Here is an 18420-nt window from a genome sequence, read left to right as displayed (position 1 = left end):
CGCATGAATATGAAGGCGTTAAAACAACAAGTAGGCTTTACGCTCATAGAGCTGATGATAGTCATTGTCATAGTGGCTATCTTAGCGGCGATTGCGATTCCGTCTTATCGACAGTTTGTGGTACGTAATGCTGAGTCACAGGCACAAGCAAGAATGCAGGAGCTGGATATAGAGCTCAATCGTTGGCGCGCTAGTGCTTTGACTTATAAAGGTTTTACACCCAAAAAAATCGCAAGTAATGGCGATGTCAGTTATGTATACGATGCGACTGATAAGAAAACTATCTACGTCCCTAAGGGTAGCGATAGCACCAATTACCATTATATGATTACCTTAGTAGACGCTAGTACAGGTAATACTTTGGCTCCTGCAGGTACTGGTTATTCCACTGCAGGTAGCTCATGGCGTATGTTCGCTGAGCCTAGTAGTAACTATAGCACAGCCGATAAAATACTACTCAGTAGTGCTGGTCTACGGTGTAAAACCAAGAATAACGATAGCAGTATTACAGTGGCTTCTGCTAATTGTGGTACTTATTCGGAGGACTGGTGATGCAAAGTATAAGCGACAACGATAAAGGCTTTACTTTAATCGAAATGATGATAGTGGTTGCCATCATTGGTGTACTTGCTGCGATTGCTTATCCAAGCTATCAAAGTTATGTCATCAAGTCTAAACGCACTGATATGATGAGTGAGATGCATAATATTGCCTCGCAAATTGAAAGTCGTAAACTGGCTCAGGGAAGTTATAGTGCTATCAGTGCGGGCGTCAAAACAGACTTCGCTATCGCATATCCAAGACAGAGCACTCAGCTATATGATGTGACCATCACTGATCCACTCGTTGCGAAATGGACGATTACTGCTACACCAAAAACGGGCAGTCAAATGGCTACCGATGGCGCGCTAACCTTAAATTATCAGAATATTAAATGTAAAGGCAGTATTTGTGGCACTGGCTATGAATGGAATGATTAAGATTTCTCCCTAAATACTGACAATTATTGTCAGTATTATTTACTCTTTACTACCTATAATGAGTACATTGACAATTTTTAGTAGGTTAAGCGTAACATTAGGCATTGTGTGAGATTAAGTAAAACGCTTATTGCTTTATAAACAGTGCGATTTATCAAGTAATAAACAAGAACGGTAGTAATGGATATAATTTTGGCACGCTATATGCAAAGATTATAATAAGATAAACATATTATATCCCTAAAGATAAAACCCGCTAGTATCAATAACAGCCAGTTATCTTTATATACCCCAAAAGGAGTTCTTATGAACACTGCTCAAAAAGGTTTTACCTTAATCGAACTAATGATCGTCATCGCCATTATCGGTATCTTGGCTGCGATCGCTCTACCTGCGTATCAAGACTATACTGCGCGTGCCCAAGCATCAGAAGGCTTTAAAGCCACCTCTGGTGTTCAAAGTGATATAGGTGTGTTTGTGGCAGATCAAAACCGTTATCCGCAAGCAGATGATATTCAAGGGGAAGATTTACTAGTAGGTAAGTATTTTCCTGCAGGCGGTGTAGCTATTTCAGGTGGTGATGCTGCTCCGGCTGCTGGTACTGCTCCTGTCCCAAAAATCCCAACAGTAATTACTACTACATTTAATTCGGGCGCTAACAGTAGTAAAACATTAACTTTAACACCTACTGCTACTGCTACTGGTCAAATCAGCAAATGGACATGTGCTGGTACAATCGCTGCCAGCCGCCTACCAGCAAGCTGTAAGTAATATTTTTTTAGTATAACTAAGTTACAGTTTAAAAACATAAAAAAGGCCTTAACAATAGCTAAGGCTTTTTTTTATGCCAATTTTTGACCTATGTTTATGATTTTGTTATACGTAGTGCATTAATTTTGTCCGTTTTTGTTCATATGATATAATGGTACGCTGTGTGCAATATAGTATTTATAGATAGTCCTATATACTATTCCATGAGAGATTTATTATGCACACCATCGCCCATTCTAATACAATCAGTAGCTCTCATTCAGGTTTTACTTTAATAGAGCTAATGATTGTAATCGCTATTATCGGTATACTCGCCGCTATCGCTATACCTAACTATATGAGCTATGTTGGACGTACGCAAGTAGTCGAAGGGTTTGTGGTGACAGATGGCTTACGTAGTGAGATTGCTACATCAGTATTTGAAAATAAAGCCTTTCCTGATGCTAGTGCGGTATCAGCCACAGGGGTATTGGGCAAGCAAGCCAATAGTATCGACGGTAAGTATATCGGCACCCATAGCATCGCTATCACTGCTGACACTGGAGTGATTACCGTTACCTTTGATGCGGGTAGTATCGCAGGTAAAACGTTAGTGCTGACGCCAGAGATAAACACTAATAATAATCAGAACCTTATCCAGTGGGTGTGTAGTGGGTCAGTAGGAGTAGACAAACTACCTATAAGCTGTCAAAGTTAAATTTATCCTTGTTATGTTATCGTTATCAGCAATATATCAAAAAGCCCTAAAACTATGTCAGACACAGCCTTAACCTTTCGTCTAAAAGCCTTTGGCTACCATTTAGGGATCTCAGTTCTTATTGCTTTGGTGAGCTTATATATTATATTTATGGTCTGGCATCCTGCGCCACTTGCTACCGCAGTCGGCGTGACTCATATATTTATCATGATGTTAGGTATCGATGCTGTCTTAGGTCCTTTGCTTACTTTGATTGTCGCTAAAAAAGATAAAAAATCTTTAAAGTTCGATTTGAGTGTGATTGTTGTCTTACAGCTCGCTGCATTCAGCTACGGCATTTATAATATCGCTATTAGTAGACCCGTATATATCGCTTTTGATACCAGTCGCTTTGAAGTGGTACAGGCTAATAACATACCCAAGGTTAGCTTAAAAGAAGCAATGCCGCCTTATAATATATTAGGATGGGGGCAGCCAAAATTTGTCGCGGTTAAATTGGCAGAGAATAATGAGCAAAAAAATAATAGATTGTTTGTAGAGCTACAAACTGGAGTAGCACCGAGTATGCAACCCAATCTATATGAGCCACTAGATAATCAATGGTCAGTTATCACTACTAAGGCTTACAGCTTAGATAATTTATATCAAAACAATACTAAAATGGCAGTGGATAAGATAACGAGTAAATATTCTACTGATATCATGTGGTTACCGTTAAAGGCTTATGAACAAGATATGGTCGTATTAATTGATGATAATAAAGTTGTAAATATTGTGGATTTGAGACCTTAGTAGAATAAGAGCATATATTCTCTTATTACGTTAACAAATAAAAAGGCCGATACATTTGCATCAGCCTTTTTTATTCTAAATACTTTTTAGAGTTATAAAGTTACTTTTCTAAATATTGAATCTTACCTTCCACACCATCCCACTTTTCAGCTTCTGGCAGTTGTCCTTTCATCTCAGTGATGTTTGGCCATTTTTGTGCCAGCTCTTCATTTAGCTGGGTAAACACCTCTTGCCCTTTTGGCACTTCATCTTCTGAGAAGATCGCATTGGCGGGACATTCAGGCTCGCATAACGCGCAGTCGATACACTCATCAGGGTCGATGACGAGGAAATTCGGTCCTTCATAAAAGCAGTCCACAGGACAGACTTCCACACAGTCGGTGTATTTGCAAAGAATGCAGTTCTCTGTAACGACAAAGGTCATAGTACTGTCTACCTGTTATTGGTCTAGCTTGAAGGGCTAACTAGAATAGTTGGAAAATAAGGGACATTTTAGCGCTTTTAGTATTAATTGACAATTCCCTTTAATGACTAATGATTTCCTTAAGATGATAGAGTAAATCATGCGCTTGCTTCGGCGTTAGGTTATCAGGGTTAATCGCGATTAGCTCATATTCTAGGCTAAATAATTGATTTTGTTGCGTAATATTGCTTATATATGGAGCTTGAGCATTCTCACTGATACTTAGTATTTCTACCTTACTACCATGATTTTGCTGCTGTTTATCGTTTAACGACTTAGCTAATTCATTTTTTTCATCAATGACTTTTTCGTTTTCCGCTTTTAGTTTGTCTATCAAATAACGCTGAGCATCATTCAATACCTGAGTTGGGATACCAGCCATTTTTGCTACATGTAATCCAAAGCTAGAGCTTGCCGCGCCTTCTTTGATTTGGTGTAATAGTAATAACTGACCATCGACTTCGCTGGCAGCAACATGGACGTTGCGAATACTACTATGACTATTTTTGTGATTATTGATAATGTTTTGCGCCAATTTTGTCAGTTCAAAATAATGGGTAGCAAATAATGTCAGGCAGCCAATCTCGACCAGTCGATTAATACAAGCATGAGCGATTGCTAGACCATCAGTAGTTGCCGTACCGCGTCCAACTTCGTCCATTAATACCAGTGATTTATTAGTCGCTTGGTTGAGAATGTTAGCAGTCTCAATCATCTCAACCATAAAGGTGGATTTGCCACCCGCCAAATCATCCGATGAGCCAATACGGGTAAAGATGCGGTCAATATCACCAATATGCGCGCTTGATGCGGGCACAAAGCTACCGCAATGAGCAAGTAGAACAATCAGCGCAGTCTGTCGCATATAGGTTGACTTACCGCCCATATTAGGGCCGGTAATCATTAATAGGCGTGCAGGATTTGTATGACTGCCTAATGAACAATCATTAGCAACGAATTGGCTAGTATATTTGGTTGTTTTGCTTTGAGTGGCAGTATTATTTGGATTTAACGCCGCTTCGACAACCACATGACGACCTTGTTGAATATCGATACTGGCTTGGCTATTATTCAAGCTATCCTTTAAGCTACCGCTTTCTAAGCTACCGCTTTCTAAGCTACCGCTTTCTAAGCTACCGCTTTCTAAGCTACTATTGTCTTTTGAGTCATTACTCATCACTGGACGTTGCCAGTTATAAATAGTTGCAAGCTGCGCCCAATTACTGAGCACATCTATTTGGGCTATAGCAGCGCTAAGCTGTTGTAGTTCGGCTAAATGGCTGCCTAAGATGGTTAGCAACTCTTGATATAACTGTTTTTCACGTGTTAAGGCTAATGACTGCGCGCTTAGGTATTCAGTCTCGACTTCTTTTAGCTCATCAGTAATAAAACGCTCGCTGCTTTTAAGTGTTTGCCGCCGGATAAAATGCGCCGGTGCATTCTTCGCCTGCATTTTAGGGAGTTCAAAATAAAAGCCGCTGACTTTATTAAAGCCTACTTTTAAACTGGGCAATTGGCTCTCTTGACGCGCACGCTCTACCATCTCATCCAAGGTTACTTGGATATTGTTATGCAAATGTGTGAGGCGATCGAGTTCTTCGTCGTAACCACTAACAAGCATGCCACCATCGCGAATATGAGCAGGCGGCTCGACAATAATAGCGCTCTCAATCAGCTCAGCGACGGACTGTACGGCAGGTAGTTGGTCGGGCAATTGCTGCATCAGCATGGGCAACAGTCCTGCCTGCTCATGGCTGATACCTGCATTGGTCAGTAGGGTAATAAGCTGGTTGCTACTAGCAAGACCATCAGAAAGCTTACGAAGGTCACGCGGCTTGGCGCTCATCAGTCCGATACGGCTACTGATACGTTCGATATCACCAATAGTATTTAACGTTTCGCGTAAATTGCTGACTAATAAGCTATTTTCTAAATTTTGCTTAAGCTGTTTGTTTTCGCCAGATTTATTATCTGTCTGCAACAGACTTGTTATCGCATCTAAGCGCAAATTAATACGCTCATGCTGACGCAGCGGGCGTTTCATCTGCTGCACGAGTAAGCGTCTTCCCATTGGCGTTTGACAGTGATTAAGTACCGATATCAGTGACGTTCCATTGCTACTAACGGGGGTAAACAGCTCAAGGTTTTGCTGACTATTGGCATCAATGATTAAATAATCATCGCTATACTCGACGATAAGTTGATTGACTTGTGGCACATGACGTTGCTGGGTTTGCCGTGCATAATGTATCAATGCCGCACAGCTAGACTGAGCAAGTGGCGCATCGCTAATACCAAGTCCATCAATGCGTTGGACCCTAAACTGCTGGCAAAGGGTTGCGCTAGCATGCTCACGGTGGAAGTCATTGGCCGCCACTTCGATAATCGGACAGTCGAGATTTTGCCTCAGCCATAGCAGCCACGATTCGCCGCTACTACCATTATTGTCATTGAGCGCCTCGCTAATGATACATTCGCTTGGGGCAAAGCGTGCCAGCACCGTTAGCATTTGGGTTTGTAAAGCTTCAATATCATCATGGTTAGCGCTGAGTGTTTGCGTCGTTAATGTCCCAGCTGCTAAATCCATTTGGCTAATGGCGGCCTGCAAAGGTTGTTTACTGTTAGATTTAGGAATTTTGATATCAATGGCGACCACAGTCGGTGTATGGTTGGGCGCAATCAGCGCATCATCAGTAATGGTGCCTGCAGTCAAGGTTTTAACCACTTCACGGCGCATGATGCTGCCAGCTGCCGATTTACTTTTATCTTTTTTTTGTTTATCGCCCATAATAGGAGCATTGTACGTATTACTAGCGTCGGTGGTTGATTCGTCTATTTGCTCACAAACGACCACTGTCTGCCCAGCAGCAATCAGCCGTGCCATATAGCTGTCAGCTGCATGAAAAGGCACACCTGCCATCGCAATGGTGTTACCGGCTTTATCGGTACCACGGCGGGTGAGCGTAATATCCAATATTTGCGCGGCACGTTTGGCATCATCAAAAAATAGCTCATAAAAATCACCCATCCGGTACAGCAGTAGCGCTTGTGGATAGTTGGCTTTCATGGTTAGATATTGCACCATCATCGGCGTATGATCTGCCAAGTGATAAACGGCATCGCCTATAACTAACGATTCAGTTGAATAAGAATTTTGAGCGGACGGTTTAACGGTCATGCAGGGTCTCTTATGATGCTTAAAGGGGATTGCTTAGAAAAAATGATTTTTATTAGAATAATTAACAGATAAGCACTGTCATATATTCGCGTTAATTGATGGCGCGAAACAGCTATTAAATTAAGGCTATAGACGCTATTTTAACACGTTCAGCTATCTTTTTACGTCGGCAAATATCTACTCACTGCCCTTGTATCCATCGCCGTCATAACCATATATAATGACGTCACACTTAATTGGGCAATACTTCATTAGGCAATATTTTATTAGAAATTTATTAGGCAATCGTTTATTGGACTGCCTTAAATTAAATCGTAATCAGCCAAATAATGAATAAGCAGCTAGCAAAGCGCTGTCATACGCACTAATTATCGAATATTTCCATAGGTCAAAAAATTATGTTATCAAAGATTATAGGCAGTGTCGTTGGCACCAAAAATGAGCGTGAACTCAAGCGCATGCGCAAAGTGGTCAGCAAAATTAACGCACATGAGGCTACGATACAAGCCCTGTCTGATGAGCAATTACAACAAAAAACTGCAGAATTTAAAGAAAGACACCAAAACGGTGAAAGCTTAGATGCCTTATTACCAGAAGCGTTTGCCGTCTGCCGCGAAGCGTCGCTACGCGTCAATGGCATGCGTTACTATGATGTGCAGCTGATCGGTGGTATCACCTTGCACGAAGGCAAAATTGCTGAGATGAAAACCGGTGAAGGTAAAACCTTGATGGGTACCTTGGCTATGTACCTCAATGCCATCAGTGGCAAAGGCGTGCATTTGGTAACGGTCAATGATTATTTGGCCACCCGTGATGCTGAGTTAAACCGTCCATTATTTGGCTTTTTGGGCATGAACGTTGGGGTGATTTACTCACAGCAGCCGCCACAAGAAAAAATTGACGCCTATCAAGCCGATATCACTTACGGTACCAATAACGAATACGGTTTTGATTATCTACGCGATAATATGGTTTTTAGCCTAGCTGAGAAAAAACAGCGTCCGCTAAACTTCTGTATCATTGATGAAATTGACTCTATTTTAATTGATGAAGCGCGTACGCCGCTGATTATCTCGGGTCAAGCCGAAGATTCATCGCGTATGTACGCGCTGATTAATACCATTATTCCGGTTCTTATTCGTTCAAAAGACGAAGAAGCCAATAAGAATAACGAAGAAGAAGATTTTTGGATTGATGAAAAAAACCGTCAAATCGAGATTAGCGAAAAAGGCTACGAGAAAATTGAGCGCTTCTTAATTGAAGTTGGTGAGCTTGGCGAAAACGAAAGTTTATATAGTCCAAGTCGTTTGCCGCTATTAGCTCACGTGCAAGCGGCGATTCGCGCTCACCATGTCTTTGTGAAAAATATCCATTATATTGTTGATGATGGCGAAGTGGTTATCGTTGATGAAAATACTGGTCGTACTATGCCGGGTCGCCGCTGGTCAGAAGGTTTACATCAAGCCGTTGAAGCCAAAGAAAACGTCGAAATTCAAGCGGAAAACCAAACGCTTGCAACGACGACATTCCAGAACTTCTTCCGTCTGTACGACAAACTATCTGGTATGACAGGTACCGCTGATACTGAAGCCGCAGAATTTAAATCAACTTATGACTTAGATGTTATCGTGATTCCAACGCACGAGCCGATTGCGCGTATCGATATGGATGACCAAATTTTCTTAACCAAGTTAGGAAAATATAAAGGTATCATCCGCGAGATTCAAGAGATTCAAGCCAAAGGCGCGCCAGTCTTGGTTGGTACGGCGACGATTGAAGCCAGTGAAGAGTTATCCTATCTGCTTGACCAAGAAGGCGTTAAGCATAACGTCCTAAACGCCAAGCAACATGAGCGTGAAGCAGAAATTATCGCGCAGGCAGGTAGTCCAAAGGCGGTCACGATTGCTACCAACATGGCAGGTCGTGGTACCGATATTATCCTTGGCGGTAACTGGCAATCATTTATCGAAGATATTGATGCGGTCAGTCCGGAAGAGATGGCGCGTCTAAAAGCAGAATGGCAAATTAAGCACGATCAAGTCGTGGCTGCGGGCGGTCTTCATATTATCGGTTCTGAGCGTCATGAATCGCGCCGTATTGATAATCAGTTACGTGGCCGTGCCGGTCGTCAAGGTGACCCTGGAATGTCGCGTTTTTTCTTATCGCTTGAAGATGATTTGATGCGTATCTTTGCCGGTGACCGCGTTGTGAATATGATGCGTGCCATGGGTCTAAAAGAAGATGAAGCCATTGAGCATAAGATGGTTTCTAAATCGATTGAAAATGCCCAAGGTAAAGTCGAAAGCCGCGATTTTGATGCACGTAAAAACCTGTTGAAATATGATGACGTTGCCAATGAGCAGCGTAAAGTTATCTATGGTCAGCGTGATGACTTGCTAGCCGAATTGGATTTGTTAGAAGCCATCGAAGTGATGCATCAAGAAGTCTATAACGCCATGATTAATCAGTTTATTCCGCCAGGCTCTATCGATGACCAGTGGAATATCGATGGTCTAGAGGATGAGCTTGAGAATGAATTTAAGATTGCAATGCCAATTAATGATTGGCTCGATGAAGATCGCCGTCTAGATGAAGAAGGCTTGCGTGCCAAAATCATCCAAACGGCTATCGAGCGTTATCACAGTCGCCGTGAACAAATGGGTGAAAAAGATGCAGCCCAGCTTGAGCGTCATTTTATGCTACAGAGCTTAGATAAGCATTGGAAAGAACATTTGACGCAAATGGATCAGCTGCGTAAAGGTATTCATCTGCGCGGTTATGCGCAAAAAAATCCTGAGCAAGAATACAAGCGTGAATCGTTTGAGCTGTTTCAGATGATGCTTGGTGCGATTAAATCTGAGACCGTACAAGATTTATCACGCGTCCATATCCCAACTAAAGAAGAGCTAGAAGCGTTAGAGGCTCAGCAGCGTGAAAATGCCGCGCATATGCAAATGCAGTTTGAGCATAGCGATATCGATAACATGGATGGCAGTGTTGAAAGAGCTGCTGCCCAAAGTCGTAATGTCGTTGGCGGTGCAGCAGCAGGTGCTATGGTAGGTAGCGGCAGTAATGCAAATGACCCAGACCCATACGCTGGTATGAACATCAGCCGTAATGCGCCTTGCCCTTGTGGTTCAGCACTCAAGTACAAACAATGTCATGGTAAAATCTAAGTATTGATAATCAACAATTGTTAAGTTATGATAAAAAGTCCCTATCTAATATATAGGGACTTTTTTTTATAGATATTGATGCGGAATTAGTACGCATATCGAATAATTAATATCAGTATAAAAATTACGATGATAAAAATATCGGTGTCTTTTTAGCGACTGATTACAAATTCAACATAGGCGTGAATTTACGGGCGCGCTATAGTGCTTAACATATTTATTTTGGGAGAGTGTGATGAAGGTAGAATTGTTGAAAAAAATGCGTACCTCGGTCGTCCTAACGGGTTTGTTAGCTGGTGCTATAACTATTAGTGCCTGCCAACAAAAGCAAGAAACAGAGCCGAGTTTAGAAGACAGTATCAGTGAAGAGCAGTCGGTACCAATGTCTGCTGAGCCTGCTGAGCCAAGCGATGTGGTGGTAGATGCGCCTGCCGGCGAGGTAGAAGATGATACGATTGCTTCTGTGAATACCGATGTTAACCAAATAAATTATTCATGTTCACCTGCGCTCGCTGTTGAAGCGCGCTATAAAGATACTGATAACCAGGTCATTATTACGACCGCTCAAGGAACAGCTACCTTAACGAAAACCAACGATGCGACTAACCCTGAAGTATTTGAAGTAAAAACGGCTATTGATGGTGGTGAAGGTTTTGTTCAATGGCGCGTGGCTCACAAAGAGCGTGAAACGGGTGTGATGCGTACGGCTGGTGCAGATGCAGCCAATGTCAGCACATATGAGTGTAAAAAAGCAGAAGAAGCAGAAACTGTAGAAACTGTAGAAGAAGCAGTTTAAAAGTAGATTTATAAGCTAGGTTTTCTCTGATTAAACTTAGATAAAAGCAGAGTTAAAAAAAAGCAACGTTCGCGTTGCTTTTTTTGGTTTAACTTTTAAGATTTCGGAAAAAGGGCTTCATTTGCGTAAGTTCTATCTTTTATAAGCTGCATTACTTTGCTGTTCGTGTGCCAAAAAGCCTTCTTCGTTAACGTCTAGCTCTTCGTGTTTAAGTTGTACTTGGATGCTATCGGTATGAGTATGAATGGTTTTATTAATCTCAACTTCTTGAATCACATGAGTGTCTTTAGTAATCGTCGCCACTTGACGTGATAAGATAATCTCAATTGGCGCGTCGCCAATTTCAATCTGTTTGCCATTGATGGTAACCACAGCTCTGCTATCTAACGATGGTTCAACATGACGTAATATATCTTTATCATCATAATTACCGGATAACAAATCCTGGCTTTCGGCATCCTGATAATCAGTGCGTACGGTAATATATTCTTCTATCAATTCGATAGGTACATTAATGGTTTTGGTGCGTGTATGCTTGGTCACCGTTACCTTGCCAACGTCTAAGCGTTCTTTATTAATGACAGGGCGTTCTTCTAATAGCTCTAAATAACCACCGTTGCCCGTATTTATTTGACTATCTGATAAATTACTTGCGAAGTTATTCGATAAGTCATCTTGTTGATTACCCATTAGCGCTTGTTGCTGATTAGCCTGAGAAGTATGTAGGTTAGAAGCTGTTAAATCAGGTGCAGGTAATTTATTCTCTCCACTGTGATTGGCTATTTTGTTTATAGAGGTGGCAGTCGTTATTTCCTGCGCTGTTTCCGGTTCCATTTGCTGTTGTTTAGTTTGCTGACTCTTAATATTATGGTCATCGGCATTCATGGTCATGTTCCTTATGGTATATATAAATACATAGGTATAAAAAAAGACCAGAGACGAGCTCTGGTCTTATTCACTGAGTATATAACCCAGCTGCTAATCACTGTCACATAGTATCTATTCATCTTATAAAAAGCTTATTAAAAATCACTTATCAAAGACAATGGAACTATATGAAATAATCGCTTATTACATACCACGAGCGCGGCGTACATCTTCTGCAGTGATATTATCGCGGTCAAAAAGATTACCATCGCGGTCAACCACATTACCATCGCCATCAATATCTAGCTCTTCACGTTGAATGGTTTCAGCAATCGTTTCAGTATGACGCTCTGTTGTTTTACCAACGTTTACTTCTTCCGCTACATAGGTTTCCTTGTTAACCCGTGCACGTTCTGCTTCTAGCTCAACTTCAATCGTTTGATTGCCATCTATATCACCGATACGGCGATCTGTTGGACGATCTACATTGGTACGTTGAATATTAGCATGCTCTTCTTCTAGCTCGACATCCACATTACGCTCTTCAGTAACTACATGTTTGCCAACTTTAACCAAACCAGCGACGATGCGATCTTTATTGACCGTTAAGCGCTCTTCTAGTAGCTCTAACGTATTTGGCGCGTTATAAGCATGGTCTGCAATTTCCATACGCTCTGTTTCTGGAATACTATCAGCAACAAACGTCTGACGGTCTTTTTGATACTGATCTTTATAACTATATTGATAGTCATGATCATATACTTCCATCGCTTCTACTTGCGCTTGGGTTAGGCTATCAAAGAATACATCATCACCAACAATACGTGCCAAACCTGCTGGTACCAATACTTCTTTTGAGCTGAACCAACCGCCTGCATCAACGATTAAATAACGGATACGACCAGTAGTATCTTCTACTAAGGCGCCTTCAATTTTACCGATTTTTTCTTCATTAACGCCGTAAGCGGTTTTGCCCGTTGGATCATAATAGTCATCCCCAATCAGGTCATGGTGAGTAGCTTGGATGTCTTTTAAACGAATTAGTTGGCTCATTGTTATCTTCCTTTTATATGAGTAAATTTTATAGTGAGTAAATTAATAATTATTTTTTTAAAATGGTAATGCGGTAAAAATTTGCATTACTAAAAAACTGATAAGTTGTCCTCTTAAAAGGCTATGTATGAGGTCTTGCTTAAATAACCAGCCTCTCCATCAACTTGTTATTATCGTAACAGCACGATTTTCAATGAGATATATGAGCAAGGTAGCAAAGTGTGCGCTTGAGGTAAATGCGTGTAATAGGCTGTAAAAGTTACCACCGCTATATAAATTTAAGTTAAGGCTTTCTTACCGTAATGAACAACTTCGCAGTATTTGTAAATTTTGAACGTAAAAAACCGCATAGCGACTAGCAATGCGGTTTTTAAAGTTTTAAGAAGGACAGTCAAACTTTTAAATTATATACTCGATTCTAAAAGCTAAATTACCCTAATAGTCTACAATTAAGCCAGTTCAATCGCCACGGCAACCGCTTCACCGCCACCGATACATAAGGTTGCAACGCCTTTTTTGCCGCCAGTACGTTTTAGCGAGTTGATAAGCGTCACTAAAATACGTGCACCAGAGCAGCCAACTGGATGACCTAAGGCACAAGCGCCGCCTTCAACGTTAACTTTAGCATGGTCGATATTTAGCTCATCCATTGCAGCCATCGTCACCATCGCAAAGGCTTCGTTGATTTCCCAAAGGTCAACATCAGCAATCGACCAGCCTGCCTTGTCCAGTACTTTTTCAATTGCGCCAATCGGAGCAATGGTAAACTCACTTGGGTGACGTGAATTAGAAGCAGCAGCTACGATACGCGCTTGATAATCTAAGCCTTCCGCTTTGGCTTGTGACTCTTTCATCATTACAACCGCTGCAGCGCCGTCTGAGATTGAGCTGGCGTTTGCCGCGGTAATCGTACCGTCTTTGGCGAAAGCTGGACGTAGAGTAGGAATACGCTCAGCATTGGCAAGGGCAGGCTGCTCATCGGTATCAACGGTTTGCTCGCCCTTACGATTTTTAAAGGTAACCGCTGTAATTTCGTCTTCGAAATGACCGTCTTTAATCGCTGTCAACGCACGGTTAAGCGACTCAATAGCAAAGTTATCCATTTGCTCACGGGTATAGCCTTTTTCATCGGCCATTTCTTGCGCAAATTGACCCATTAGTTTGCCAGTTTCGGCATCTTCTAGACCGTCTAAGAACATATGGTCTTTGACTTCTTTATGTCCCATGCGGTAGCCGCCGCGCGAACCTGGCATGATGTAAGGGGCATTGGTCATTGACTCCATACCGCCAGCAACTGCGACGTTAAAGCTGCCCGCTTTAATGCCATCGTGCGCTTGCATGACTGCTTTTAGACCTGAACCGCAAAGCTTATTAATGGTGACCGCACCAGTAGCATCGTTTAGACCTGCTTTACGCATGGCTTGACGGGCAGGGCCTTGACCAAGACCGGCGGTCAAAATACATCCCATGATGACTTCATCAATGTTATCAACGCTTACACCGGAACGCTCAACAGCGGCTTTAATAGCAGCAGCACCCAATTCTGTGGCGCTTATGTCTTTAAGTGCGCCTTGGAAACCGCCCATTGGTGTACGTGCGCCGTTTAAAATTACAATTGCATCATTTGACATTGTTATTCTTCCTTTTTAGGTATTTGAAACGAAATTGCTATTTTTAATAATTAAGATAAAACATTTAAGCTAAGGCGATTTATTTATGGATTAATAGTGGTCTGGATTAATGAGTCATCTAGCTTGATTACTGGATAAATTACGCCAGCTCATCTAAGCGGATACGAACAACTTTATCCGTAATGGTATCGAGCTTTTCGATTTTTTCAATGGCAATATTCATCTGACTCTCAACCACAGGCAGCGTCAAGATAATTACCGGCACTTGACCAAGTTTATGGGCAGGCTTCTGTAAAATTGCATCGATATTGATACCCGCATCACTCAAAATGCGCGTGATATCTGCCAATACACCAGGATTGTCATGCGCATGCACACGTAGATAATAACCGGTAATCATTTGCTCGGCGCGCAAGATAGGCGTGTCTGATAATTGCTCGGGAATAAAGGCGAGATGCGGCACATGGTGACCGTGGTTGTTTTGATTACTGCTTTGATCGTTGCTATCTTTATTACTAAGGACACGAACCAAATCCATCACATCGGCCATCACTGCAGACGCGGTTGCACCGGCACCGGCACCATCGCCGCAATAGAGCGTTTGTCCAAGCGGATGAGAGTTGACCAACACCGCGTTTTTTACGCCATTAACATTGGCAAGTAAGGCATTTTGCGGGATAAGTGTTGGATGGACGCGCAGCTCGATACCAGCAGTACTAGCGTCACCTGAGTTATCAACCTCACGGCGTACAGCAAAGCCTAGATGCTTGATGCGATAGCCGAGCTCCTCAGCATAGTTGACGTCTTGCAAAGTAATAGCCGTAATACCTTCACAGTAAACTTTGTCAAACTGTAGCGGAATACCAAAGGCGATAGAAGCCAGTAGTGCCAATTTATGAGCCGCATCAATACCTTCGACATCAAAAGTTGGATCGGCTTCGGCATAACCAAGCTCTTGCGCTTCACTTAGTACATCGGCAAATGGACGACCTTTATCACGCATTTCAGTCATGATAAAGTTGCCAGTGCCGTTAATGATACCGGCTAACCACTCAATCTTATTGGCAGCAAGGCCTTCACGCATAACTTTAATAATCGGGATACCGCCTGCCACCGCCGCTTCATAAGCGACATGGACATTATGGGCTTCAGCGAAGGCAAAAATCTCATTGCCGTGTTCAGCGAGCAAGGCTTTATTGGCTGTGACCACATGTTTGCCGTTTTTGATGGCATGCATAATTACGTCTTTAGCCAACGTCGTGCCACCAATCACTTCGATGACAATATCGACATTGTCACTGGCAGCAGCCGCCATCAAGTCACTGTTTTGAATAATGTTCGGATCGATATCATCGCGCTGGCGACGGGTACCGACTTCGGTAATCACAATATCGCGTCCGCTACGGCGTTTTAACTCATCTAGATTATCATTGATTAGATTGATCACACCTGTTCCGACGGTGCCGAGACCAAGTATCGCTAGTTTGATGGATTTGCTCACAGTATCCTCAAGAGATTATAGAGTTGGATAAAAATGCTTCTATGCAGGCTCTTACATAAAAACGCTGATATAAAAGCGTTGATATAAAGAGAGCTGATATGAAGAAGAACGGTCTAAAAATATACGGCTAATGTTGCCTAGCGCTTTATCGTATCATACCGACAAGCGCCTGTGACGTCTACCCAAACTCACTGTCGCTAAAGTCAATAATATCAGGGCAGATAACTAGCTGGCATCAATCGCGGCTTGCGCCAATTGATCGGCTGGTAAATAACCACCGATTTGCTGTCCAGACTCGGTAAAGATAGCAGGTGTACCGCGCACACCCAGTGCCATGCCAAGCTCAATTTGCTCTTTTACCGGGCTATTACAGCTAGGGGCTTGGACATTAGCGCCTCTTTTCGCCTGATCCATCGCCGCATTGCGATCCTCGCTACACCAGATGGCTTCCATTTTTGGAATACTGCCTTCGCTGCGCGGCCATGCTAAATAACGTACTTCAATACCACGCGCATTGATGTCATCAATCTCCTCATGGAGCTTAGTACAATAAGGACAATCGGCATCGGTAAAGGAATAAACGACAGACTTGGTCACGCCTTTAGCAGGATAAATAATCATGTCTTTTTTGTCGACTGCTTTTAGAGCATCTTGTGCGGTTTTTGCAACCAACGCACCACTGATATCAACTGGCGCTTCTGCCCCAACAGCGATGATTTGCCCTTGGATAATGTGTTTACCAGATTTATCGGTAAAGAAAGACGGTAAGCCCGACGCCGTCACCCAGTAAATATCGTCCATATCTGTTGGCACGGCTGAAAGGATGTTTTCTTCAATACCCGATGCCTTTAAGTTTGCTTGTAAGGCTTTGACTACCGCTGAATCATTATCGGCGGTCACTTGCGCGGTACTGACTTTGGCTTCCGCGCTATTTACAATCCCTGTATTACTGGTTGCATCAGCTGCATTATTCGAGCAGCCCGCCGCAACAACGACCAGCAAGCCACCCATCATCACACGTGATAAATGAGTGCGAGAAAATGTATCACGAGTGGCGTTGGTTTTCGAAAAAGAAGGTAAAAACATAGGGTGTTTCCTTTAGGCAGGCATGCCTAAGCAAGATATAGATATAAAAAAGAGGACAGTAAAGAGTGCGTAAATGCTTGCACCATATCTACTAGATTTTGTTATCAGAACGATATATTTCAATGATGATATACAATTTATTGATAATAAAAGATAAGTGGCAATAGCTGTCATATTAACATATTTTTAGAAATAACCACTAAAGGCTATTTATTGGCGTTTTATTGGTATTGCCAAATTTATTAACGCTAAAGTTATCATTTACAGATAGCTATTAAAAAGCAGATATAAAATACATTTGTGCTATTTCATCTCACTTTATGTCTAGGTAGGCTACTGCTTATAAGTACTTTTTATAAGCTATATCGCAACTTATTTATTAAAATAACTTTTCTAATTTTCTTTCTAATTTTTTAAGGAGCCCATATGGCAGGTGCCAGCTTATTAACCCTACTTGATGATATCAGTGTGATACTCGATGACGTCTCGGTCATGACTAAAATCGCCGCCAAAAAAACCGCGGGGGTATTGGGTGATGACTTGGCATTAAACGCTGAGCAAGTTTCTGGCGTCAAAGCCAATCGTGAACTGCCTGTAGTTTGGGCGGTCGCCAAAGGCTCTTTCGTTAATAAGCTTATTTTAGTACCGACGGCGATCCTTATCAGTGCGATTTATCCCCCTTTAATCACGTTTTTACTCATGTGTGGCGGCTTATTTTTGGTTTACGAAGGCGCTGAAAAAGTGATTCATCGGTTTTGGCCACATCCTTTGCCAGATGATGCAGAGCAAATTGCCCGTCGGCAAGCCAATGCCGACGAGACCGTCGATTTGGTTGCCTTTGAAAAAGAGAAAATCAAAGGGGCGATACGTACCGATTTTATTTTATCGGCAGAGATTATTGTGATTGCGCTAGGAGCAACGGCAACGGCCAGCTTATTACAGCGCAGTTTGGTGCTATCTATTTTAGCAATCGGTATCACCGTTGGTATTTATGGTTTGGTCGCTGGCATCGTTAAAATCGATGACCTGGGTTTGCATATGATGGAGAAAGACGACAAGTTTACCCAAAAAGTTGGTAAGATTTTATTTGCGGCAGCGCCTAAGTTGATGAAGTTTTTATCGATCGCTGGTACTTTAGCGATGTTCTTAGTCGGTGGTGGTATCTTAGTGCACGGAATTAATTTCTTACACCACGAAGTTGAAGACATTGCCCATCTTACTGGAATTTTTGAGAGTTTTACGACAGCATTATTAAATGCTGTTATCGGCTTTATTATTGGTGCCGCTATCGTTGCTCTGTTTACGGTCATTAATAAAATACGCCATAAAGACGAGCCTTCTGCGCATTAATATGATTTCTCAAACCTTATTTCTCAAGAATCTTGAGTATTAAAGATTCATATTTATAATAATTACTGTTAGATAAGAT

The 18420-nt window shown here is 42.1% G+C and carries 15 protein-coding genes; 8 read left to right on the top strand and 7 right to left on the bottom strand.

Going from position 1 to position 18420, the window contains the following annotated elements:
• Window positions 1–3: 3 nt before the first annotated feature.
• From JMX13_RS07675 to tfpZ, 5 genes are all read left to right on the top strand, one after another.
• Window positions 4–552 carry a type IV pilin protein gene (locus tag JMX13_RS07675; protein WP_201611790.1) on the top strand — a complete coding sequence of 183 codons (549 nt, stop codon included), beginning with the start codon at window positions 4–6 and terminating at the stop codon, window positions 550–552.
• Complete coding sequence (locus JMX13_RS07670; RefSeq protein ID WP_201611788.1) at window positions 552–980, top strand: type IV pilin protein; 429 nt, start codon at window positions 552–554, stop codon at window positions 978–980. The genes JMX13_RS07675 and JMX13_RS07670 overlap by 1 nt, the downstream gene beginning before the upstream one ends.
• A 306-nt stretch (window positions 981–1286) precedes the next feature.
• Window positions 1287–1751, top strand: a complete 465-nt coding sequence (locus JMX13_RS07665; protein ID WP_201611786.1) for a pilin — start codon at window positions 1287–1289, stop codon at window positions 1749–1751.
• A gap of 217 nt (window positions 1752–1968) precedes the next feature.
• Window positions 1969–2448: a pilin gene (locus JMX13_RS07660; RefSeq protein ID WP_201611779.1), complete on the top strand. Its 480-nt coding sequence runs from the start codon at window positions 1969–1971 to the stop codon at window positions 2446–2448.
• Between the two features lie 54 nt (window positions 2449–2502).
• The gene (tfpZ, locus tag JMX13_RS07655; protein WP_201611777.1) at window positions 2503–3240 is read left to right on the top strand and encodes a TfpX/TfpZ family type IV pilin accessory protein; all 738 of its coding nucleotides are present in this window, start codon (window positions 2503–2505) and stop codon (window positions 3238–3240) included.
• 100 nt (window positions 3241–3340) lie between these two features.
• On the opposite strand, the gene fdxA is transcribed toward tfpZ, so the two are convergent.
• Window positions 3341–3664 carry a ferredoxin FdxA gene (gene fdxA, locus JMX13_RS07650; protein ID WP_149492489.1) on the bottom strand — a complete coding sequence of 108 codons (324 nt, stop codon included), beginning with the start codon at window positions 3662–3664 and terminating at the stop codon, window positions 3341–3343.
• 100 nt (window positions 3665–3764) lie between these two features.
• Window positions 3765–6881, bottom strand: coding sequence for a DNA mismatch repair protein MutS (gene mutS, locus JMX13_RS07645; protein WP_201611775.1), 3117 nt, complete (start codon window positions 6879–6881; stop codon window positions 3765–3767).
• Window positions 6882–7279: 398 nt separating this feature from the next.
• On the opposite strand from mutS, the gene secA reads away from it, so the two are divergent.
• Entirely contained in the window at window positions 7280–10057 is a 2778-nt protein-coding gene (gene secA / locus JMX13_RS07640) for a preprotein translocase subunit SecA (RefSeq protein WP_201611773.1), read from the top strand.
• Between the two features lie 235 nt (window positions 10058–10292).
• Complete coding sequence (locus JMX13_RS07635) at window positions 10293–10853, top strand: hypothetical protein (RefSeq protein WP_201611772.1); 561 nt, start codon at window positions 10293–10295, stop codon at window positions 10851–10853.
• 132 nt (window positions 10854–10985) lie between these two features.
• Here the strand turns inward: JMX13_RS07635 and JMX13_RS07630 are convergent, their stop codons facing one another.
• The 5 genes from JMX13_RS07630 to JMX13_RS07610 form a co-directional block, all read right to left on the bottom strand.
• On the bottom strand, window positions 10986–11738 hold the full coding sequence (locus JMX13_RS07630; protein WP_227686247.1) for a YsnF/AvaK domain-containing protein: 753 nt from the start codon (window positions 11736–11738) through the stop codon (window positions 10986–10988).
• Window positions 11739–11924: 186 nt separating this feature from the next.
• The gene (locus JMX13_RS07625) at window positions 11925–12773 is read right to left on the bottom strand and encodes a DUF2382 domain-containing protein (protein ID WP_201611771.1); all 849 of its coding nucleotides are present in this window, start codon (window positions 12771–12773) and stop codon (window positions 11925–11927) included.
• Window positions 12774–13222: 449 nt separating this feature from the next.
• Window positions 13223–14404, bottom strand: a complete 1182-nt coding sequence (locus JMX13_RS07620) for a thiolase family protein (protein ID WP_201611770.1) — start codon at window positions 14402–14404, stop codon at window positions 13223–13225.
• 139 nt (window positions 14405–14543) lie between these two features.
• A complete protein-coding gene (locus JMX13_RS07615) occupies window positions 14544–15905 on the bottom strand; it encodes a homoserine dehydrogenase (protein ID WP_201611769.1) in 1362 nt (453 codons plus the stop codon).
• 225 nt (window positions 15906–16130) lie between these two features.
• On the bottom strand, window positions 16131–16991 hold the full coding sequence (locus JMX13_RS07610; protein WP_201611768.1) for a DsbC family protein: 861 nt from the start codon (window positions 16989–16991) through the stop codon (window positions 16131–16133).
• Between the two features lie 426 nt (window positions 16992–17417).
• Here JMX13_RS07610 and JMX13_RS07605 point away from each other — a divergent pair, with 426 nt between their 5' ends.
• Window positions 17418–18341 carry a DUF808 domain-containing protein gene (locus tag JMX13_RS07605; RefSeq protein WP_201611765.1) on the top strand — a complete coding sequence of 308 codons (924 nt, stop codon included), beginning with the start codon at window positions 17418–17420 and terminating at the stop codon, window positions 18339–18341.
• Window positions 18342–18420: the final 79 nt, after the last annotated feature.

The sequence above is a fragment of the Psychrobacter immobilis genome, from assembly GCF_904846285.1.
GTDB lineage: Bacteria > Pseudomonadota > Gammaproteobacteria > Pseudomonadales > Moraxellaceae > Psychrobacter > Psychrobacter immobilis_D.
The sequence above is the reverse complement of the archived record's forward strand: the minus strand, read 5'-3'. Positions and strand labels throughout refer to the sequence as shown.